General features: G+C 48.6%; 21 protein-coding genes. 12 read left to right on the plus strand and 9 right to left on the minus strand.

Features of this window, described 5'->3' with window-relative positions; all coding sequences use genetic code 11:
- The first annotated feature begins 14 nt into the window (after window positions 1-14).
- A complete protein-coding gene (locus ACOQOZ_RS07470; RefSeq protein ID WP_420591650.1) occupies window positions 15-1172 on the plus strand; it encodes a hypothetical protein in 1158 nt (385 codons plus the stop codon).
- Between the two features lie 57 nt (window positions 1173-1229).
- Here ACOQOZ_RS07470 and ACOQOZ_RS07475 read toward each other — a convergent pair whose 3' ends face one another.
- Window positions 1230-1700 carry an FKBP-type peptidyl-prolyl cis-trans isomerase gene (locus tag ACOQOZ_RS07475; RefSeq protein ID WP_420591651.1) on the minus strand — a complete coding sequence of 157 codons (471 nt, stop codon included), beginning with the start codon at window positions 1698-1700 and terminating at the stop codon, window positions 1230-1232.
- Between the two features lie 149 nt (window positions 1701-1849).
- On the opposite strand from ACOQOZ_RS07475, the gene ACOQOZ_RS07480 reads away from it, so the two are divergent.
- The 3 genes from ACOQOZ_RS07480 (at window position 1850) to ACOQOZ_RS07490 (ending at window position 4473) form a co-directional block, all read left to right on the plus strand.
- On the plus strand, window positions 1850-2698 hold the full coding sequence (locus tag ACOQOZ_RS07480) for an HDOD domain-containing protein (protein ID WP_420591652.1): 849 nt from the start codon (window positions 1850-1852) through the stop codon (window positions 2696-2698).
- A 90-nt stretch (window positions 2699-2788) separates the two neighbouring features.
- Window positions 2789-3283 carry a ferritin-like domain-containing protein gene (locus ACOQOZ_RS07485; protein ID WP_420591653.1) on the plus strand — a complete coding sequence of 165 codons (495 nt, stop codon included), beginning with the start codon at window positions 2789-2791 and terminating at the stop codon, window positions 3281-3283.
- A gap of 35 nt (window positions 3284-3318) precedes the next feature.
- Complete coding sequence (locus ACOQOZ_RS07490) at window positions 3319-4473, plus strand: putative manganese transporter (protein ID WP_420591654.1); 1155 nt, start codon at window positions 3319-3321, stop codon at window positions 4471-4473.
- Window positions 4474-4565: 92 nt separating this feature from the next.
- Here the strand turns inward: ACOQOZ_RS07490 and ACOQOZ_RS07495 are convergent, their stop codons facing one another.
- The 4 genes from ACOQOZ_RS07495 to ACOQOZ_RS07510 all read right to left on the minus strand — a co-directional run bounded on the left by ACOQOZ_RS07495 (window position 4566) and on the right by ACOQOZ_RS07510 (window position 10234).
- Window positions 4566-5051, minus strand: coding sequence for an FKBP-type peptidyl-prolyl cis-trans isomerase (locus tag ACOQOZ_RS07495; protein ID WP_420591655.1), 486 nt, complete (start codon window positions 5049-5051; stop codon window positions 4566-4568).
- Between the two features lie 140 nt (window positions 5052-5191).
- Window positions 5192-6406: a DUF4124 domain-containing protein gene (locus ACOQOZ_RS07500; RefSeq protein WP_420591656.1), complete on the minus strand. Its 1215-nt coding sequence runs from the start codon at window positions 6404-6406 to the stop codon at window positions 5192-5194.
- Between the two features lie 277 nt (window positions 6407-6683).
- Window positions 6684-7856 (minus strand): DUF4124 domain-containing protein, encoded by a 1173-nt coding sequence (locus tag ACOQOZ_RS07505; RefSeq protein WP_420591657.1) that lies wholly within the window; start codon window positions 7854-7856, stop codon window positions 6684-6686.
- Between the two features lie 92 nt (window positions 7857-7948).
- Window positions 7949-10234, minus strand: coding sequence for a UvrD-helicase domain-containing protein (locus tag ACOQOZ_RS07510; RefSeq protein WP_420591658.1), 2286 nt, complete (start codon window positions 10232-10234; stop codon window positions 7949-7951).
- A gap of 103 nt (window positions 10235-10337) precedes the next feature.
- Here ACOQOZ_RS07510 and ACOQOZ_RS07515 point away from each other — a divergent pair, with 103 nt between their 5' ends.
- A complete protein-coding gene (locus ACOQOZ_RS07515) occupies window positions 10338-11645 on the plus strand; it encodes a protein kinase (RefSeq protein WP_420591659.1) in 1308 nt (435 codons plus the stop codon).
- A gap of 175 nt (window positions 11646-11820) precedes the next feature.
- On the opposite strand, the gene trpS is transcribed toward ACOQOZ_RS07515, so the two are convergent.
- The 3 genes from trpS to ACOQOZ_RS07530 form a co-directional block, all read right to left on the minus strand.
- Window positions 11821-12840 carry a tryptophan--tRNA ligase gene (gene trpS, locus ACOQOZ_RS07520; RefSeq protein WP_420591660.1) on the minus strand — a complete coding sequence of 340 codons (1020 nt, stop codon included), beginning with the start codon at window positions 12838-12840 and terminating at the stop codon, window positions 11821-11823.
- A 180-nt stretch (window positions 12841-13020) separates the two neighbouring features.
- Window positions 13021-13641, minus strand: coding sequence for an L-threonylcarbamoyladenylate synthase (locus tag ACOQOZ_RS07525; RefSeq protein WP_420591661.1), 621 nt, complete (start codon window positions 13639-13641; stop codon window positions 13021-13023).
- 82 nt (window positions 13642-13723) lie between these two features.
- Window positions 13724-14584, minus strand: a complete 861-nt coding sequence (locus tag ACOQOZ_RS07530; RefSeq protein ID WP_420591662.1) for a PHP domain-containing protein — start codon at window positions 14582-14584, stop codon at window positions 13724-13726.
- A gap of 236 nt (window positions 14585-14820) precedes the next feature.
- Here ACOQOZ_RS07530 and ACOQOZ_RS07535 point away from each other — a divergent pair, with 236 nt between their 5' ends.
- Both ACOQOZ_RS07535 and ACOQOZ_RS07540 read left to right on the plus strand, forming a co-directional pair.
- Complete coding sequence (locus ACOQOZ_RS07535) at window positions 14821-15120, plus strand: YciI family protein (protein ID WP_420591663.1); 300 nt, start codon at window positions 14821-14823, stop codon at window positions 15118-15120.
- A 24-nt stretch (window positions 15121-15144) separates the two neighbouring features.
- The gene (locus ACOQOZ_RS07540) at window positions 15145-15828 is read left to right on the plus strand and encodes a TIGR04211 family SH3 domain-containing protein (protein ID WP_420591664.1); all 684 of its coding nucleotides are present in this window, start codon (window positions 15145-15147) and stop codon (window positions 15826-15828) included.
- Between the two features lie 27 nt (window positions 15829-15855).
- Here ACOQOZ_RS07540 and ACOQOZ_RS07545 read toward each other — a convergent pair whose 3' ends face one another.
- A complete protein-coding gene (locus ACOQOZ_RS07545; protein ID WP_420591665.1) occupies window positions 15856-16125 on the minus strand; it encodes a hypothetical protein in 270 nt (89 codons plus the stop codon).
- A gap of 94 nt (window positions 16126-16219) precedes the next feature.
- On the opposite strand from ACOQOZ_RS07545, the gene sufB reads away from it, so the two are divergent.
- From sufB to ACOQOZ_RS07570, 5 genes are all read left to right on the plus strand, one after another.
- Window positions 16220-17713, plus strand: coding sequence for a Fe-S cluster assembly protein SufB (sufB, locus tag ACOQOZ_RS07550; RefSeq protein ID WP_420591666.1), 1494 nt, complete (start codon window positions 16220-16222; stop codon window positions 17711-17713).
- 225 nt (window positions 17714-17938) lie between these two features.
- Complete coding sequence (gene sufC / locus ACOQOZ_RS07555) at window positions 17939-18688, plus strand: Fe-S cluster assembly ATPase SufC (RefSeq protein ID WP_420591667.1); 750 nt, start codon at window positions 17939-17941, stop codon at window positions 18686-18688.
- A 10-nt stretch (window positions 18689-18698) separates the two neighbouring features.
- Window positions 18699-20006 (plus strand): Fe-S cluster assembly protein SufD, encoded by a 1308-nt coding sequence (sufD, locus tag ACOQOZ_RS07560; protein ID WP_420591668.1) that lies wholly within the window; start codon window positions 18699-18701, stop codon window positions 20004-20006.
- Window positions 20007-20064: 58 nt separating this feature from the next.
- The gene (locus tag ACOQOZ_RS07565) at window positions 20065-21285 is read left to right on the plus strand and encodes an aminotransferase class V-fold PLP-dependent enzyme (protein ID WP_420591669.1); all 1221 of its coding nucleotides are present in this window, start codon (window positions 20065-20067) and stop codon (window positions 21283-21285) included.
- A gap of 25 nt (window positions 21286-21310) precedes the next feature.
- Complete coding sequence (locus ACOQOZ_RS07570; protein WP_420591670.1) at window positions 21311-21676, plus strand: HesB/IscA family protein; 366 nt, start codon at window positions 21311-21313, stop codon at window positions 21674-21676.
- Window positions 21677-21765: the final 89 nt, after the last annotated feature.

Consider the following 21765-nt stretch of genomic DNA (forward strand, 5'->3'; position numbering starts at 1 on the left):
TGAAGAGGTAGAACATGAAATATAACAAGTTATTCCTATCCACCCTTGCAGCATCTTCGCTTATGTTTGCTACACAGGCTTCTGCTGAAAGCACGGAATTAGAAGATCTAAAAAAGCGAGTTGAAGCATTAGAAAAATTAAATATTTCCGGCTCATTTCGCATGAATTACCGCCTGCGTGATGATAATGACAGTGAAAAAGACCGTGGCGGTGATTCATCGTTTAATTTATTCAACCTCAAGGTTGATACAGAAAGCAATGGCATTCGTTTGTCTGCAGACTACCGTTGGTACGACGGTTTAGAGACTGTACACCACTCATATATTGCCACTGATGTTGATGAAAATTCTGAAATTCAGTTGGGTATTACTAAAGTTCCCTTTGGTATATTCCCTTATGAAAGCAATAGTTGGTGGTTTGGTATTGCCTATTATCTGGGCCTGACAGACGATTACGATACCGGTATCAAATACATTACTCAGAATGGCAAATGGAACATTCAGGCAGCATATTTTGGCGGGACTGAATATCAAGACAACAGAACTGCTCGTTATTCTTATGATGTTATTAGCTCTACTGACGGTTCATCTAAAAATGAAGAGGATGGAACCCTAGTAACACGAGTTGCGTACTCATTTGATAGCAGCGGCGAGCTGGGCCTTTCAGCAAGAGTCGGGCAGATTTACAACACTACTGAAGAAAAACACGGAAGCCAATGGGCTGCGTCCCTCCACCATATCGGTAAATATGGTGGCTTTACAACGCAAACTCAGGTCACTCGCTACGAATACGACCTTGAAAATCCAGAAGGCACTGATAGTGACGTAGTTCACTTAGGCGGCGGCGTTGGCGGCTCTTTCAATATTGCTGCCAAAGCTAATCTTTATACCTTTAACGTATCTTATGACGTACCAGTTGCGAATAGCCGTATTTCTAATCTGCGCTTCTACAACGATTACAGCCACATGGTTAAAGACGGCACAAACTTTGAAGATTCCCAGTTGAATACAACGGGTGTCGCGATTAGCGCAGGTGCAGTTTACGCCAATATTGACGTTATCGCAGGCCGAAATGCACGCTATATTAGTGGTGGAGCGGATTCCTATGCTCAAGGTACTGCTAAAAAAGATTGGGGGACTCGATTTAATATTAACGTGGGCTACTACTTTTAAAATACACGCTATGCAAGCCAGCCATATGGCTGGCTTGCTAACAGCAAATACCTGTAACTAATGAACTTCGATTAACTCCACATCAAAGATCAGTAATGAACCCGGAGGAATAGTACCCGCAGCACGATCACCATAAGCCAGCTCAGATGGGATAAACAAGCGGGTTTTGCCACCTTCCTTCATTAACTGCAGACCTTCAGTCCAACCTGGAATGACCTGATTCAGACCAAAGCTGATTGGCTGGCCACGATCCACAGAGCTGTCGAACACACTGCCATCCAGTAGCGTGCCGTGGTAATGCACCTTGACCATATCAGTGGCAGCCGGGCTTTTTCCGTTGCCCTCTTCTAATACCAGATATTGCAAACCACTGCGGGTTTGTTCAACGCCTTCTTTCTTCGCATTTTCAGTCCAGAAATCAGCCGCCTTATTTTTATTTTCATCAGCAATTTTTTTATTATTGGTGGCTCGTCGTATTCCCCAGACAACCAGGGCAATTAATACGATCGCGCCAATAATATTCATCATAATTTTTCCTTAGCTCATCGATAAAAAACACAATAATAACAGAGACATGACTTATGTCTCTAAAACCTCAGTTTCGCTATTTAAAACATGAAATTTAACTCCGGCCAACTATATTAAATTAGAAGAACAACTGCCGTCATAGGCCTGATATGTCAGAAGCTGCTAAAAAAACCGATCTTACAGACCAAATAGAAATACCGGGACCACCCGATATTATTGAAACGCTCAGCCGTTCAATGGCAGATCTGAATACCATCGGAAAAATGATTGCGGAACAGGAAGAGCTCGCCAGTGAAGTGGTAAACACCATTAATGCCCCCTGCTTCAATCTGGTTCGTAAGATCGCCAACATAGAAGAGGCAGTGCGTTTTCTCGGACAAGATCGCATTGTTCGCCTGGCAACCGGCCGCTCGCTACGGGGAGCATTTTTTAACAGTAATCAGAGCTTTCCGGAAGAAATCTGGAACGTCGCCAACCGGGTTGCTGTGGCTTCGGTATTAATTGCGAAAGAATTAAAACTGGCAGAAACCGATAGCGCCTATGAACTGGGCCTGTTCCACAACATCGGCATGGCGTTAATTTATAACCACACCACCCGCTACCGAAATATCGTTAAAGCGGCTTACCGCCATGAAAGCGGAGCCATTGGTGCCTTTGAGAAACATCACCTGGGAATCAGCCACGCAGAATTGAGTGGCCAGCTGGCTGAACGCTGGCATCTGGATGCCACAGCCGTCGAAGTGATTCGCTACCACCATTCTATCCCCTGGATTAACAATGCATTTCAGACCAGCGATGACGACGACAAGCTGAAGCTGGTCGCCATGCTCAAACTGGCTGAACGTATTGCTCATTCTTCCGGTTTTATTGCTCAGGCACCAACCAACCACGAATGGGAAAAGCTGGCTCCGGTGATCATGAACTACCTCGGTTTAAACGATATGCAGCTTGAACGCCTGAAGCGTAATGTGCTCGAAGGTATGAAAGACGAAAGCTAATTCAGCTCATCAAACTAAAAACCACGGCTTTACAAGCAATACCATCTAGATGATAATAATTATCATTAACACTCAAGATGGGTATCGCACGTGGTTTCTTTTAAAACCCTGCCAATACAAGGCAATCGTCCTGAGCGCCTGCTCACACTGTTACACTCAGTTGCCAGCAATGAGCTGCTAACGCACAAGCTTTATGCTGAATTCCTGAACAATGCCGCTGGCATCAGCCCGGATATCTCCGACCTGTGCCAGAGCGCACTGGACGAAGATCAGGATCACCTCCATGCCATTAACCAGTGTATCGAGCGCCTCAATGGGCGTTTACCGGCCACGCCAGCGTTGGCAACGATGCCTGCCAGGCAGAAGCTGACGGCTAACTACTTACTGGCTCAGCTGCAGAAAAATGAAGCATTTTCAGTAAAGGCTTATAACGAAATCTGTGCCATCTCGATGGAATACGATTACCAGGTTTTCGATTTATCCTATCGCAATATGAACGAGAACATGGCCCACCTGGATTTTGTCAGCAACCTGTTGAATAACCTCAGTGCCAACACTGATGTAATTGCCGGAATAGCTTCGTGATTACCCGGGTACTGAGAAGAACCGGGGTGGATCAAATGAACAGCAAGCCGATCGTGTCCATGATCAAACCCCGCCGGGATCAATTGCTGGTTTCTCTGCTACTGGCATTTTTGTATTTCCTGCATATTGCCGATCCACAACTGTTTGAACTGGTTATGTCGACCCTGAGTGATGCCTATCTCGGGGTGAGCATCTTTATTGCAGCCACACTGGCGGTGTTTTATGCATTGGATCGGCGGATGAAATCCGGGCTGACCCAGGTATTAAATCAGAACAGTATTTTTCAGGTGCCGGTTGCCGCTCTGTTGGGTGCCTTACCCGGTTGTGGTGGTGCAATCATCGTTGTCACTCAGTTTGTTAACGGCCAGATGAGTTTTGGTGCGCTGGTCGCGGTATTAATCGCTACCATGGGGGATGCCGCTTTTCTGCTGTTGTCGAAGGAGCCACAAACAGCATTACTGGTATATGGCATCAGCCTGGTCACAGGTGTGTTATCGGGCTATCTGGTTAATGCCATTCATGGTCATGACTATCTGAAATCATCGCAAAATAATTCAGCCAGCTGCGCCACTACAATTCCTCGTTTACCACCTAAACTCAGTACTTTTTTTATATTGTTGTTAATTCCCGGTACGGTATTTGGCCTGCTGGAAGCGTTTCAGCTTGATAGCAATCAGCTGTTTGGTCGCTGGTCGGCATTCCAGCCGGTTCAATGGCTGGGCTTCCTTGGCGCACTCTTGTGTATCGCCGTGTGGATCAGCCAACCTCTGGATTCCTGGTCTGCACGATTCGCAGCTAAAAATGAAATTAGATACCTGCGGGAAACGGTTGTGGCTGAAACCAGCTTTATTTCGGTGTGGGTTATCGCTGGTTTTTTAAGCTATGAATTGCTGGTGTATTTTACCGGGCTCAACCTGCAGGCCATTTTCTATAACTTTGGTGGCCTGACAATACTGTTTGCCGTTTTACTGGGCTTTGTTCCCGGCTGTGGCCCACAAATTGTTTTAACCACGCTCTACCTGAATGGTGTTGTGCCTTTATCCGCACAACTTGCTAATGCCATCAGTAACGATGGTGATGCTCTTTTTCCGGCCATTGCCCTGGCACCCAAAGCAGCACTTCAGGCAACCTTATACAGTGCCGTGCCTGCCATGATTGTTGGCGTTGTCACTTTTAATCTGGGTTGGTAATCCGGCGTTTTATTTATTAATCAATAGCCATGGATAAACAAACAGCCATAAAAAAACGCAGCCCTGGGCTGCGTTTTTTTATAAGCGCGAACTTAGTGGTGGTGACCACCCGGTCCGTGTACGTGGCCATGAGCCACTTCTTCATCGGACGCATCACGCACAGATTCAACTTTAACGCTGAATGACAGAGACTTACCTGCCAGAGGGTGGTTAGCATCCACAGTGACTGTTGTTTCATCAACTTCAGTCACAATCAGGTTTACCGGGCCATGTTCGGTATCCGCTGTAAATGCCATGCCTGGCTCAACTTTTTCAACGCCTTCGAACGCAGCGACAGGCACCTGCTGAATACGTTCATCGCTGTATTCACCATAGGCATCTGCCGGGGCAACAGTCACTTCGAACTCATCACCAACCTGCTTGCCATCTAAAGCATTCTCCAGGCCTGGAATAATGTTTTGAGCACCGTGCAGGTAAGTCATTGGCTCTGCGCCTTCGGATGAATCGATAACGTCACCGCTATCAACATCAACAACTTTATAGTGAATGGTTACAACTTTGTGCTGTGCGATTGTCATATACAGTCCTGTCAGCGTGAGAAATAAAAAAAGCAGGTAGTGGATACTACCTGCTTGCACTAACGTCGAGTATAGCGACTCCCGGTATCAGAAGAAACCTTCCTGTTTCCACAGCCAGGCCTCAGACAGAGCCTTTCCTGTCAGTAATAATGAGTGCGGTATTCCCGTGCTTCCAGCCACTGACTGTATTGCTGACTGGCCCCGGCGATGCCACCCGGGTAACTCTGGTTAAAGAAACGTTTGGCGTCATAAGGGCCACACGGGTTAATGGCAAAATAACCCAGCGCTTCTTTTACCCAAAACTGACCTTCGCGGTGCCCTAACAAAAAGTGCATCATTGCTGATGAGCGATGGTAGTTATTTTCCTGATCGCCGTTATTAAATTCGTAATGTTCCAGATCGGCCACATGGGCAAAACCACCACTGGCCTGATTCGCTAAACGATCGAAGACATATTGGTCGACCTTTACCTGAGCGGCACTCATTTGCCAGTCGAGACGTTCAAGGTATTGCGCCAGCCCTTCACTGATCCAGATCGGCGTTGTTCCCAACATGCCCACCATCATCGCGTGTGTCATTTCGTGACGAGCAATTCGCATGGTCATCTCATGGTTAGCCTGACGCGCCAGATAAGCCTGATTATTTCGACCATCGTAATAAGCCATCCACCCGGCATTCGCACCCTGCTCCGTTTTATAATCTTCAAACGCTGGCTGGCTCGGGAAAATCATCAGATTCAGGTTAATCTGACGCCACTCATGACGGGGAATGTACTGCGTCAGAATGCGATACATTAAGCTGGCCTGTTTTTTCAGATCTGCACTCAGCGTTCTGTCACCTTCCCAACCGATGTATTGAATATTGAGCTTCACGCCCTGGGTGCGACGACCATAGGTTTTACTCATGTCTTCGGCACGCTGACTCTTCGCTTTGTCGCCAAAATGCACTCTGCCATTGGCATCGGTCCAGCGATAAATAGATTGCTTTTCAACCGCGGTAATTTCCTGAGTTGGTGGTTTAACGCAGCGCTGACGTGCATGGATGTAATGAGCCAGGTTAAGACTGTTGGCATTTTTTTTCTGAGGAACAACCTGGCTTTTGCTCACATTCGGTTGCTCTTTGCTGGTGACTTTTTCGGTGACGATAATTTTCTGCTGGCCGGGGTTAGCCAGAATATTCAGCAGCTGCGGCAGAATCGGCTGAGTTGTTTCAGTAACAACAATGGTTTCGAGTCCCGGAGCAGGTAATGCCTTTAACCAGCGTACCCGCTGATCCGGTGAACTGCTGGTCCAGAACAATTCTGTCGCCGCAATAGCGATAGCAAAGGTGAAAAATATCTGAACAATGGCTTTCACTCACTGACCTCTCAGCAAAAACAGAAACACGAGATGTGCGCTTGGATATCCCAAATCTAGGTCAGTCTCGGGGAACCCTCCCTAAGCCAGAAAGAAAGTCAGGACATTTAGCAATCTAGCTAAGGATAAAGTGAAAAGGAACCGCCAACATCGGTACGTTAGCACCAGACTGGCTGCGCCATCAGCGAGTTGCGACATCAGTCACAAAACGCTGTCGGCAAATTTCTGCGACCAAGCTTTTATGATAAAGCGCCTGGCAAAAGCTACCGCCTTCAGACTACAAACGCTGGGTGTCAAAGCGGCCATGCTTGTGCCATTTCAGATAACGTTGATGCAGCTGATTGAGTCCACCCGGGTAATTACTCTGTAACACGACTTCAGCACCGTTTTCTTCGCAATCCCAATCACGGTACTGTGAAAACATTTTCTGGATAAAGCGGCGGCCATCCGAATGACTGCGTAAGAAGAAAAACAGAGCGTATGCCTGGCGGAAATTTTTGTGACGTGAAATGCTGTATTGGAAATGGCTGTGTTTCAGCTCGAGTAATTTGGCGGTATCAGCCAGCGATAAATAACTACTGTCGATATCATCACGATCCGGCTCCACCAGCGCAGCATTCATATTCCACTGAACCTGCTCTATGTATTGCGCCAGACCTTCTCCCAGCCACTGTGGCACCGAACCGGCCATCGCGGTGACCAGTGCATGTACCAACTCATGACGTAATGCCCGCAGTCCCTGAAACTTCGCCCGCTTAACCACAATGTAAGCATGGGCCTGCTGATCTTTCTGATAGGCCGTGCCTTTATCCTGTTGCGCAAATACCTGACGTTTATAGCTGTTGAGGTTATCGCTGTTGCTGAACACCAGAATTCTGAGACTCAATGGTCGCAGCAACTCGCGCGGTAAAATTCCTGCCAAAACGCGATATATCGCCCTTGCCTCAAATTCCAACTCGTTAATGATGCGCTGATCCGCCCGGGCCTGCTGAAAGCTGACATCGATCGTCAGTTTATTGCGACTCTGATACTGCTGGCCAATTTGCTGACCTGGGTTCCCTTTCGCCCGATCACCATCGCCAAAATGCACTTTGCCGTTGGCATCAACCCAGCGATAGATCTTTTCGCTGGCGGCTTTAGCAACAGACTTGAGCGGTTTAAAACAGGCGTTTACGCCGTGGGCATTAAGATCAAAATCACTGACCGGCATTGCCGGTAAGGTCGAATGACTGGCCACTTCCGGATGACGCGGAGCAGTCGGTGGATTAACCAAAGCACTGATCATTAATGGAATCAGCGGCGAATACACTTCGCGCTTTACCGCGTATTTAAAGTCAGGAATGGGGATTTGTGCGGCAAAATAGTCCCGTTTCAGAGGATCTGAAACAAACCAGGCCGCCTCAACAAACACAACGATCAGAGTCAGATAATAAAACAGCTGCTTTTTCACGCCTACATCCCTGTATACAATCAAATCAATAAGTCATTCTAACGCCAGCAATGCCAAACTGCGAAGGACTTATGCGTGAGATTCGCCGTCAGTTATTCGTATTGTAATAAACCGGCAATTTTTTCCCGACTCAGAGTTCTCAGCTTGGCTTCACCATCAAAGCGTATTTTTAAATACTGCTCATCTTCCGACAGGATATAACCCGCCCCCAGAACTTTGTGGCGTACCCGCTGTTTGGTTTCAGGTTCCGGATATTTACGATCAATAATAAAATCGTTCAGCACCGCCGTTTTTTTCGCAGGCTTTTCGCTAACCTTTAAAGCACAATGCTGTTCCGCCAGATATCGATCAAGCCAGGCGGCTTTATTGTCCAGCTGCAGTTCGTTTTGCTGTTGGTGTTCAGCGCTATGGTAAATCGCTCTGGCAACGGACTGGCTGGCGGCAACGTTCAGCTCTCGCTGGAAACGGCTGGTTTTTTCGTGCTCAGAAGGCTTCTTACGTCGTTTGGGATCAAATGCCGGCGCCAGCAAATGCAGCTGCTGCTGGCTACGGGTCATAGCAACGTATAATAATCGCCGCTCACTTTCTTCACTGGCCGCCGTGGTAAATTCGCCTTCCGGGTGATACGGATAATATTGGGCATTTAATCCCGGAATGATCACTACCGGCCACTCCAGCCCTTTACTTTTGTGAATCGACGTCAGGTGTACACCGGTATTATTTTCCTGCTGTAACCGCTGTGCTTTTAACTCCAGTAAATAGTCATGGGCAGCCCGGCTGGATTGCTGGCTTTCTTTAATAAAAGCAACAAATGCCTTTATGGTCTGACGCCGGTCTTCGATTTGCTGGGCAGAAAATGCGCTGTCTTCGATGCCCTGATACAAATCAGACTCATCGATATAATCCTGAATAATACGGAAAGCCGAAGTATTAATATGCTCAGCATTAGCAATAACAGCCGCCCGGGCTTCCAGTTGTTCTTTTTGCCATTTGGAAATGTCATCCGGAATGGCTTCAACCATGGCTTCAGCAAAATCCCGTTCAGCAACGGCGGTTTTTTTCGCAATCTGCTCTAACACCGAACGTTTAATTTTGGGATACGGCGTGGTCAGAATATGCAGCCAGACCTGCTCTCGTTCAGACTGACTGCGCTGTGAAAATTTCGCCGCTGCAATCTCCAGCAACAGCCAGAAGATATGCAATTCCCAGCGATCCAGTACCGACAATGAATTATGTAACTGATACGGGATTTTCTTCTGCAATAACGCCAGCTCAACCGGCGCACATAACGCCCATAAACGGTTAATAACGGCAATCTGTTCCAGCGGCCGCTTCTGCGCTTCACTTTCGATCAGGGTCAGAATTAACCGGGCTTCGTGATGCGCCTGGTGCAGCTGCACCTGACTGGCGGGAGTGCTCTGATGGGATAAACACAATACCGGTTCACGCTGCTGGTTGTGGCTGATCAGGTGGTTGGCCAGCAGTGAGATTTCATGACCGTAACGGAAGGTGTGAGGCAACGTATAGCGGCTGACCGCTTGCTGAGATTGACCCAGACGACGATCAAATTCCTGCACAATAAATTCCGGCTTCGAACCACGGAATTCGTAGATGGTCTGATCTGGGTCACCAATCACCATTACCGAGCCACGACCGGCATATAATACTTCAAGGAAATATTGCTGAATCTCGTTGATGTCCTGATATTCGTCGACCAATATCCATTGCATATGGCCGCCAAAATGCGCGGCGACTTCCGGATTACGGCGAAAGCACATAACCGGATCGTAAATCATATCGTTAAAGCTGATACGGTTTTGCGATTTACGCCACTGTTCAAACTGCTCAAAACATTCAACAAACAGGCGACAAGCCGGTGGTAAATCGAGTGTGTCGAACACATCCGCCGGGGGTAAAAGTCCGGCTTTAACCAGATCGATAAAACCCATTGCCGGCTCAACCCATTTCTTTTTCTGCGACAGAATTTCCTGGCGGGTGTCGTCATCGGCAATTTGTTGCAATAACCGCCAGACGACATTTTCGACTTCACCGTCAGACAGCAACTTATCCTGAAACGCAGGTAAATGCCCTTGCTGAATCAGACGCTGGTAAATTCGCAGGCCAAGGGAGTGAAAGGTGCGAATCTGAGGTAACGGCTTACCGGGCAACAAACGCTGCAGCTTGGCCTCGAAATCCTGCTGTGCGGCCTTGTTATACATCAACACCAGCATCCGCCGGGGACCACAGCTGTGCTCCAGACGCGCCGCAATAAAGTGCGTCAGCGTGGTGGTTTTACCAGCGCCAGCAACGGCAATGACTTTGGCGTGACCTTGCTGGTGATTGACCACTGCAAGTTGTTCAGATGTTAAGTTATTCAAGTTGGCCCCCGGTTCTGACGCCCATTCTAACTGAAACCATTCATTCCCTAAATCAGTCAATCTGCCTTATTATGGCGGCCCGATTCATCGTCAGGACTCATTCATGAGCGAAAAACGTATCCAGATCCAGCAGCAATTAACCGAATTTCCGCGTGAAGTATTCGATCATGCCGATACGCTGGAAATCCTTGATCTGGGTAATAACCAATTGTCCGACCTGCCAGACGACTTCGCCCGGCTGAAGAAGCTGAAGATCCTGTTTCTGACCAATAACCGTTTTACTCATATTCCGCCTGTACTGTCCCAGTGCCCGGCTCTGGAGATGATCGCCTTTAAAGAAAATCAGCTGACGGAATTTGCCGAAGACAGCATTCCTGAACATACCCGCTGGTTGATTCTGACCGGCAACCAGCTGACGCGCCTGCCGGACTCTATGGGCAAGCTGCATCGCTTGCAGAAGTTGGCACTGGCAGGAAACCAGCTGACGGAACTACCGAATAGCATGGCCAACTGTCGTAACCTCGAACTGATTCGCTTATCGGCTAATCGTTTTGAGGCACTGCCCGATTGGTTATTCAAACTGCCCCGCTTATCCTGGCTGGCTTTTGCCGGCAATCCGTTTTCCAGTTCAGTATTTACCGGCGTGGAGCACGCATCGAAAACGGTGCCTTTTGTGCATCTGGATGATCTGGAGCTGGACGAAAAGCTGGGCGAAGGCGCTTCTGGCACCATTTATCGTGGTCATTGGAAGCAGGCACACGAACATCTGGGCAAGCCAGATATCGCGGTTAAATTATTTAAAGGGGATGTCACCAGCGATGGTTATCCGCAGGACGAATTAGATTGCTGCCTCGATGCTGGCCATCATCCGCATATTGTAAAAACCATTGGTGAGATTAAAGATCCCCCTACTCCGTCAAAATCAAGTCAGCTTGGTATCGTAATGGAGCTGATTCCAGCGGGTTACTGTAATCTGGGCAACCCACCCAATTTTGATACCTGCAGCCGCGATACCTTTACTGAAGGTGTTTCTTTTAGCGCAGAACAAATCGCTAAAATCGTTGGCGATTTTGCCAGTGCGGCACATCACCTCCACCAGCAAGGTGTGAGCCATGGGGATTTATACGCTCATAACACGCTGGTGAATGATGACTGTGAAGTCCTGATTGGTGATTTTGGTGCGGCTTCTGACGGCAAGACACTCCCTGATAATCAACGTGCCAATATGGAAAAAGTTGAAGTACGAGCCTTGGGTTGTTTATTGGATGATTTATTAACGCTGCCTGCGAACCAGCTGGACGATGAAAATGGTTTGGTGAAGATGCTTAAATCGTTAAGGGATCAGTGTTTTATTGAGAATATAAATCAAAGACCTAACTTCTCTTCATTTTTGAAGATACTGTCAAAATAAATACTCTCTATTGTTTTCAAGAGCAGCGACAGGACGTCGCATTAGCATTTAGCTACAGGGATGTAGCACAAATGCGGCGGCTGAAAATAATAGGGAGTGTTTATTATTTCTCCCCAAGCAAAAAAAGCCGATCACTAGGATCGGCTTTTTTAATTTTGGCAGAAAAAATAGTTTTTTATTTCAGACCAAAGATACCAACCGCTTCACGTACCTGCTCCATCAGCGGCACACTCAGCTTACGGGCTTTCTCAGCACCTTTCTGCAGCTCAGCTTCGATGTCCTGCGGACGCGTCAGCAGGTCATTGTATTTTTCGCGAGCTTCGGCAATTTCTTCATTAACCAGAGCAAACAGTTTTTTCTTAGCATCGCCCCAGCCAATACCATCGGCATAAGCCTGGGTCATTTCAGCCAGCTGTTCTTCGTTTGCGAAGGCTTTCCAGATCTGGAATACGGTCGAGTCATTCGGATCTTTCGGCTCGCCTGGTTCTAACAGGTTGGTTTTAATTTTGTTGATGTGTTTCTGCAGCTGTTTTTCAGTCAGGAACAGAGGAATGGTGTTGCCATAACTCTTACTCATCTTACGACCGTCTAATCCCTGCAGAATCGCCACGTTATCGTCGACCACATATTCCGGCAGCGTTAACAGTGGGTTTTTCTTGCTGGAATAAATATGGTTAAAACGCTGAGCCATATCACGCGCCATTTCAACGTGCTGAATCTGGTCTTTACCCACAGGTACCTTGTTAGCACCAAACATCAGAATATCGGCGGCCATTAATACCGGGTAGCTGAACAGACCCATAGTAATGGCTTTATCGGCATCTTCATTTTCTGCCAGGTTGGCATCGACCGCACCTTTATAAGCATGAGCACGGTTCATCAGGCCTTTGGCACAGATGCAGTTCAGCATCCAGGTCAGTTCCGGAATCTCGCGGATATCCGACTGACGGTAGAACATGGTGTTATCGGTATCTAAGCCCAGAGCCAGCCAGGTCGCTGCAATCTCAGTGGTCGACTGGTGAACCAGTTTAGGATCCTGACACTTAATCAGGGCATGGTAATCAGCCAGAAAAAAGAAAGACTCGATGTCGCTGTTTTGGCTGGCTTCAATCGCCGGACGAATTGCACCAACGTAGTTACCCAGATGCGGGGTGCCGGTGGTGGTAATACCAGTAAGAACGCGCTGCTTGCTCATGAAACGGACTCTGTAAAAACTTAGAGAATAGAAAGCGCGACATGATACCTGTTTCACCGCCTTGAACAAAGCGACCAGTTGGCCGAGGCATAGGGATATGCCTCGTGACGTGCCTTACGATGGGTGCGGCTGAAAAATATCGATGGTTATCGACTCAGGCACGCGAAGATAAGGGAGAACTTACACAAACGCCGATGCGTCACCAACACCTTGTCGCAGTACTTCCGGCGCTTCATCCATCAGATCGATCACAGTGGTCGCTTCAAAACCGCAATAACCGCCGTCGATCACCAGATCCAGCTCATGTTCCAGCTGCTGGCGAATTTCATACGGATCCGACATCGGCATATCATCACCCGGCATAATCAGCGAGGTGATCATGATAGGTTCATTCATCTCAGACAGCAGATCCATCGCGATCTGATTGTCCGGTACACGAATACCAATGGTGCGTTTTTTCGGATGCATTAACAGCCGCGGAACCTGGCGTGTCGCTTCCAGAATAAAAGTGAACGCACCCGGGGTGTGATTCTTCAGCAAGCGATATTTAACGTTATCGACTTTGGCGAAGTCAGACAGCTCCGATAAATCGCGGCACAATAATGTGAAGTTGTGATGTTTATCGAGCTGACGCAAACGACGCACTTTTTCGGTGGCATTTTTATCACCGATACGACACGCCAGAGCATAGGCACAGTCGGTTGGAATCACCGCCAGGCCACCACCACGAATAATTTCCGCAGCTTGTTTGATTAGTCGCGCCTGTGGGTTTTCAGGATGGATCTGGAAGAACTGACTCACTGTCACTCCGTTATGCCCGATGCTTCAGGCAAAAAATAAATATGTTTTAAGTATATCTCTAACCAGTCGATTCAGCCGGGTTTTATCCAACTAATTGCCAGTCAGACCACACCGGATCAATATCTTTCGGGAATTTCGGCATTACCCCCAGATCTAAGCCAAAACGATTCGGACCATGATAGTCGCTGCCACAAGAACCTTTCAGGCCATAATCCTGAGCCAATGATTTCATTTGCCCTTGCTGATTGTTGTCCATCATGCCATACGCCACTTCCAGGCCACTGCCACCGGCTTCAACAAAATCATCCATACAGGCGCGTAATTTAGTGCGGGTCATATTGTATAAATGGGCGTGCGCCATCACTGCAGTACCGCCGGAATCAACAATCCAGCGCACGACTTTTTCCAGTTCTGGCCAGTTCGCCTTCACATCACCAACTTTGCCAGCGCCGAGGTATTTTTTAAACGCGGTGGCCATATCAGGTACCAGATCATGATCAATCAGATACTGAGCAAAGTGTGGACGACCAACCAATTCACTTGGTTCACCATCACCACCGGCAATCGCCTGAATATCTTTGATATCGATATCATGCTTCAGCTTTTTCGACAGCTTGTCGGCAATAATCACCGAGCGTTGTTTGCGCGCTTCAATCTGAGCTTTCTCTGCAGCCAGCATCACTTCCGACTGAGGATCAAAATTCAGACCAACGATATGAATGGTGATGCCACCCCAGACACAGGACAGCTCAATTCCCGGAATCAGATTCAGACCTTTTTCCCGCGCCACCGGTAACGCCTCGCGATAACCCTCAACGGTATCGTGGTCAGTAATCGCCAGAGTTTTGATACCACGCTCACAGGCGCGCGCAACCAGGTCAGCCGGGGCATGTTTACCGTCGGAGGCGGTGGTATGGCAATGTAAATCGAATTCTGAGATCACAGCGACGCTCTACTCTGATGGAGGTATATCCTTGTATTGTAATTGCCGGAACGTCAATTAGCGACAGTAGCGTGCCTGTCGTCCCTGCCCTTCATCGACGACTCGACGAATACCCACAAGTTTGTGCACCACGGCTAACTTCTGCGGATTCGGTTTGCTCGACCTGACAATCCTCTTTATTATCGGTCAGTCTCTTTTCTTATATCGCTACATGAACCATGAGGAGCAGTAAGCGCATGTGGTATGCCATTATCAGCCAGGATGTGGAAAACAGTCTGGAAAAACGCATGGGTGCACGCCCGGCTCACCTGGAACGTCTGAACACATTAAAAGATGAAGGCCGCTTACTGATTGCTGGCCCACACCCGGCAATCGACAGCAATGATCCGGACGAAGCGGGTTTCACCGGAAGCCTGGTGGTTGCTGAGTTCGACTCACTGGAAGCCGCGCAAAGCTGGGCCGATGCTGACCCATACGTAGACGCTGGCGTTTACGCGAACGTGATTGTTAAGCCATTTAAGAAAGTACTGCCGTAATCTACGACCGATAAGGACATGATTGTGAAAAAGATTCTGATAGCCAGCGCCGCCTTGTTTATTGCCCTGAGCAGTTTTTCCCTGAATACCCAGGCCGCGGTCGAGAAACGCTATGTTGCCGATAGCCTGTGGCTGCAATTACGCAGCGGCCCGGGTAATGACTTCCGTATCCTGAAAGCATTAAAAAGTGGTGAGCACCTGATCTTTATTGAAGAAGATCTGGAAAAGAAATACACCAAGGTTAAAACGTCTAAAGGCCTGGAAGGCTGGGTGTTAACCCGTTTTCTGGTGAACGAGCCAATCGCCAAAGAGAAGTTGATTCTGGCCAACCGTGAAATGGACAAAATCAAAGCGGAACTGGCGACCTTAAAAACCCAGAAAGGTGAACTGGAAGCACAGGTTGAAAACCTGAAAAGCGACCGCTCCGGACTGAACCGTAGCCAGGGTAAGCTGGAAAAAGAGCTGAAGCGCATCAAAACCATTTCTGCCAACGCTCTGGCGCTGGACGAAAAAAGCAAAAAGCTGACTCAGCGTAACCAGGAACTGGAAATCCAGGTGGAAGCGTTAACTGCTGAAAACGCGCAGCTGCGTGACGATCGTCAGCAGACCTACCTGATTTACGGTGGCGGTCTGGTGGTGATTGGCATATTCGCCGGGTTGTTATTGCCTTCCCTGCGCGGTGGCAAGCGTAACGGTGGCTGGGCATAAGCCGCTAAATCCGCTATTTATCTCCCATCAAAAAGCAGCTTCGGCTGCTTTTTTTGTGCCTGAAATCGGCACATCCTGCACCGCAATCGAGCCATTAATGCAAATGGGAATAGGAATATGTCTCAATTGGTCATATTTCATCCATTTTGGTAGAATCGCGACTTCGATAATCAATGCATACCAATCTGGTATAGATTGTTGGCAAACACGAAAAGCCTGAGTAAAATGCTCAGGTTTTCTGAATGGCTTGTGGATGATGCGTTGCCAAGCAAGCAGACAGTTACACCAGCCAGACATTCAGATGCAATTACCGTTCACCGACCCCGGATGGGTCGCTCGCCATCGCAGGACGCCAGGGCACAGCAACACGCATTTTCAGAGAGACACAGCTATGAGCAGCAGTGCAGAGATCGAACAAACAACCCAGGCAACGGTCGAGTTAACCGGTAAAGACGCCGAAATCGGCAACCGTATCGACCGCGAATACGAAGCGGGTTTTGTCACGGACATCGAGTCCGAGACCATCGCTCCGGGCCTGAATGAAGACGTCGTACGCTGGATTTCCGCGAAAAAAGGTGAGCCAGAGTGGCTGACCGAGTGGCGCTTAAAAGCCTTCCGTGCCTGGGAACAGATGGAAGAGCCAGACTGGGCCCACGTTAATTACGAAAAGCCGGATTTCCAGGCACTGTCGTATTACTCTGCGCCAAAAAGCATGGAAGATAAGCCAAAGTCTCTCGACGAAGTGGATCCTGAACTGCTGAAAACCTACGAGAAGCTGGGTATTCCACTGCACGAGCAAATGGCACTGGCTGGTGTTGCCGTCGACGCAGTATTCGATTCGGTATCGGTTGCTACCACCTTCCGCGAAAAACTGGCCGAAGCCGGCGTAATTTTTATGCCGCTGTCTGAAGCGGTTCATGAACATCCGGATCTGATCAAAAAGTATCTGGGTACCGTAGTACCTCAGCGTGACAACTTCTACTCGGCGCTGAACTCTGCAGTATTCTCCGACGGTTCCTTTGTCTACATTCCAAAAGGCGTACGTTGCCCGATGGAACTGTCGACCTATTTCCGTATTAATGAAGCCAAAACCGGCCAGTTTGAACGTACCTTAATTGTTGCTGATGAAGGTTCTCACGTTTCTTACCTCGAAGGCTGTACTGCGCCAATGCGTGACGAAAATCAGTTACACGCCGCGGTGGTTGAACTGGTTGCTCTGGACGATGCAGAAATTAAATATTCCACCGTACAAAACTGGTATCCGGGTGATGCCGAAGGTAAAGGTGGTATCTACAACTTCGTAACCAAGCGTGCGGTCGCTCATACCAACGCCAAGGTTTCCTGGACTCAGGTAGAAACCGGTTCCGCCGTTACATGGAAATACCCAAGCTGTATTTTAAAAGGCGACAATGCGGTTGGTGAGTTCTACTCAGTTGCGTTAACCAACAACTATCAGCAGGCCGACACTGGCACCAAGATGATTCACCTGGGCAAAAACACCAGCTCAACCATCATCTCCAAAGGTATTTCTGCAGGTAAGAGCCAGAACGCTTATCGTGGCCTGGTACGCATGGGCCCGAATGCCGATGGCGCACGTAACTTCACCCAGTGTGACTCTTTGTTAATTGGTGATAAGTGTGGCGCTCACACCTTCCCATATATCGAAAGCAAACACCCGTCTGCGGTAGTTGAGCACGAAGCGACGACCTCAACCGTAAGTGATGACCAGTTATTCCTGTGTCAGCAGCGTGGTATTGATACCGAAAAAGCCGTTTCCATGATTGTGAACGGTTTCTGTAAAGAGGTATTTAAAGAGCTGCCGATGGAATTTGCGGTTGAAGCCGGCAAGTTACTGGAAGTGTCACTGGAAGGCTCGGTGGGCTAACCCCACCCTGCTGAATTTTTAACGTTACAACGTTAATCGAGAATTAAAGGAATCTGCTGATTTAAATTGAACGGCCTCCGGCAGCATGGATGCTGGCGAAGAGCGTACAGGGACGTATTCACAGCGTGCCGGGCAAGTTAAATGAGCAGGTTCCAAAACCGGATTAAGCAATCATTAATGCAATCGAAGTTCCGGTAAAAGAAATTAAAAATTTTGGAAAACGCCATGATTAGCATCAAAAACCTGCAAGCCAAAGTTGAAGAAAAAGACATCCTCAAAGGCCTGAACCTGGAGATTAAACCGGGTGAAGTTCACGCCATCATGGGCCCGAACGGTGCCGGTAAAAGTACCCTGGGTAATGTGTTAGCAGGTCGCGAAGGTTATGAAGTAACCGGCGGCAGCGCCGAATTAAACGGCACCGACATTCTCGATATGGATCCGGAAGAACGTGCGCGCGAAGGTTTATTCCTGGCGTTCCAGTATCCGGTTGAAATCCCGGGCGTATCCAACCTGGAATTTTTAAAAGCCTCGGTTGATGCCGTACGCGAACACCAGGGCAAAGAAGCATTAGACAGCGTGCAGTTTTTAAAACTGGCACGTGAAAAGTGCAAAGCCGTTAATCTGGATCAAAGCTTCCTCAAGCGTGGCGTAAGCGAAGGCTTCTCCGGTGGTGAGAAAAAGCGTAACGAATTAATGCAGATGATGCTGTTAGAGCCACAATTGTGCATCCTCGATGAAACCGACTCCGGTCTGGATATCGATGCGCTACAAGTGGTTGCTGAAGGCGTTAATTCCATGCGTGACGAAAACCGCAGCTTTATTGTTGTGACTCACTACCAGCGTCTGCTGGACTACATCGTACCTGACTATGTTCACGTTCTGGCCGACGGCAAAATCGTTAAATCCGGTGGTAAAGAGTTAGCGCTGGAGCTGGAAGAAAAAGGTTACGGCTGGTTAGAACAAGCTGGCCAATAAGGAGCTGAGAATGTCTGAACAATTTCAAGCTCAACAGCTGGCTTTAGCCAATCAGGTTAACAGCTCTTTTGCTGACTTAAATACAGCCGGTCGCGCTGCGTTTGAACAAGCGGTGATTCCTAACCGTAAACACGAAGCGTGGAAATATACTTCCCTGCGCCATTTAACCGAAGGTGTTTATGGCAATGTGGCCAGCAGCCACAGCGCAGCAGGCTTAGACGGTGTCGCAACTATTCCAGCACTGGGTAGCCAGCGCCTGGTATTTGTTAACGGTGTTTTATCGGAAGAATTATCCAGCAACGAAGCGCTGGAAAACCTGACGTTATTCAGTCAGGCCAACGACGAACAAAAAGCGTTAATTGCCGATAAGCTCGATACCATTGTTGCCGGTCAGAATCGTCATTTATTTAACGAACTCAATAACGCGCAATTAATCGACGGTGTGTTACTGCACATTGGTAAAAATGTTCAGCAGGAACAAGCGATTCAGGTTAGCTGGTTAACCACCAAGCAAGACGATAACTTCAGCGTTAATGCGCGCTTATTGGTTGTGGTTGAACAAGGTGCCAATGCCACTCTGGTTGAGCATTATGCATCTGCTGACGCCGAACAAAACAGCTTCACCAATGCCGTGACTGAAATTGCCATTGGCGCCAACGCCAAGCTGCAGCACTACCGCCTGAATATGTCTCAGGAAGATGCGTTGCATATTGGTGCGACTCATGTCGATCTGGAGCGTGATGCACAATATCACTCGTTCCATTTAGGCCTGGGCAGCAAGCTGACCCGTAACGATATTGTGGTTAACCACAACGGTGGCGGCTCTCATGTGGAAATGAGCGGTGTGTATGTTCCACAGAACAAACAACTGGTGGATTTCCACACCTGCATCGAACACAAGGTGCCACGTTGCACTACGAACGAAGTGTTCCGCGGCATTATGAACGACAGCGCGAAAGCGGTATTTAATGGTCGTATCCATATCCATCCGGATGCCCAGAAAACCCTGGCGGAAATGAGCAACAAAAACCTGCTGCTCACCAACGAAGCGGAAATTAATACCAAGCCTGAGCTGGAAATTTACGCCGACGACGTACAGTGTGCTCACGGTGCTACCGTTGCGCAGCTGGAAGAAAAAGCGCTGTTTTACATGCAAAGCCGTGGTATTTCCAAGCGCGAAGCAGAAGTCATGCTGAGCTTTGGTTTTATTAACGAATTATTAGAAGCATTACCGGACGAAGCCATCGGCAATTATTTACGTCCGATTCTGGCGCACCGTTTTGGTCGTGAGCAATCACTGACCCGCCATATTGCTTAATGCGCTCGTTTGACGCGCTCACCCAATAGAGAAACAGCCGAGAGAACAGGTAAACAGAATGACCGACCTGATTAACCAGATTCGCAACGACTTTCCGGCACTTCATCAGGAAGTAAACGGCAAGCCGCTGGTGTATCTCGACAATGGCGCCACCACGCATAAACCCAATGCCGTGATTGACGCCATCAGCGATTATTACCGCACCGATAACTCCAACGTTCACCGTGGTGCACACACCTTAAGTGACCGTGCGACCCAACGTTTTGAAGATGCGCGTAAAACCGTACAGGCATTTTTAAATGCCGCCAAAGCGGAAGAAATTGTCTGGACCCGTGGCACCACAGAGTCCATCAATATCGTTGCCAATACCTGGGCGCGTCAGAACGTCAAAGCCGGTGATCAGATTCTGGTAACCGCGATGGAGCACCACTCTAATATCGTGCCGTGGCAGATGTTATGCGAACAAACCGGTGCTGAGCTGATTCCGATTCCGGTCTCTGCGGCGGGTGAGCTGGATATGGCCGCGTTTGCAGAGCTGCTGAACGAACGGGTAAAACTGGTGTCTGTTGTTCATGTCTCTAACGCCTTGGGTACCATTAACCCGGTGGCTGAGATTATTGAAAAGGCCCATGCGGTTGGCGCCAAAGTCTTGTTGGACGGCGCTCAGGCAGTGGCTCACTGGGATATCGACGTTCAGGCGCTCGACGCTGACTTTTACGCCTTCTCCGGTCATAAGCTGTTTGGCCCAACCGGAATTGGTGTGTTGTACGGCAAAGAAGCACTGTTAAATGCGATGCCGCCGTACCAAGGCGGTGGTGAAATGATCGAACACGTCAGTTTCAGCAAAACCACATACAACAGCCTGCCGTACAAGTTTGAAGCCGGTACCCCAAATATAGCCGGGGCCATCGGTCTGGCGGCTGCAATTGAATACCTTAATGGTCTGGATCGCGTGGCGCTGGCGGCCCATGAAGATGCATTGTTAGCCCGTTCGGTGGAACTGGCCGAACAGCTGGGTGGCATTCAGCCAATTGGTACCGCTGCCAATAAGGCCAGCGTGTTTAGCTTCCTGCTGGAAGGTGCACACCCGGGTGATGTTGGTACCCTGCTCGATCAGCAAGGTATCGCGGTACGTACGGGTCACCACTGCGCCATGCCAATTATGGATCAGTTCTGTATTCCCGGTACCGTACGTGCGTCTTACACCTTCTACAACACACTGGAAGATGTAGAAACACTGTTCCGTGGCTTGGAAAAAGCCAAGATGTTTTTGCTGTAGGCTATACAGGTAGAGAGGTAACTTTATGACGATTGAAACCTTCGATCCTAATGCACCAGCCAACCCTGAAGTCAGCATGACAGCAGCGGCGCTGAAGCATGTGCGCAAACAACTAGAAAAAAATCTGGATATGGCGGGTGTTCGCCTGGCGGTGAAAAAAAGCGGCTGTTCCGGTTTTAAATACGATATTGAGTTTGTCGAAGCCGCTCAGGATGGCGATATTGCGATTCAGGCAGCCGACGATGTAACCCTGTTTATCTCAGCCGAAGCCGCACCTATGGTGAAAGGTACCGAGATCGACTTCAGCCGTGAAGGCCTGAACTCCACCATTAAGTTCAATAATCCTAATGCCAAGGATTTATGCGGTTGTGGCGAATCGTTTTCGGTGTAGCTTCTCGGCTTAATCTTGCAAGAGCTCAATGCGAAAAACTAAAAAGGCCGTTATTCCTGCGAATAACGGCCTTTTTTATGGTTTATTCC

Origin of the sequence: Bacterioplanoides sp. (assembly GCF_965219715.1) — a bacterium.
GTDB lineage: Bacteria > Pseudomonadota > Gammaproteobacteria > Pseudomonadales > Oceanobacteraceae > Bacterioplanoides.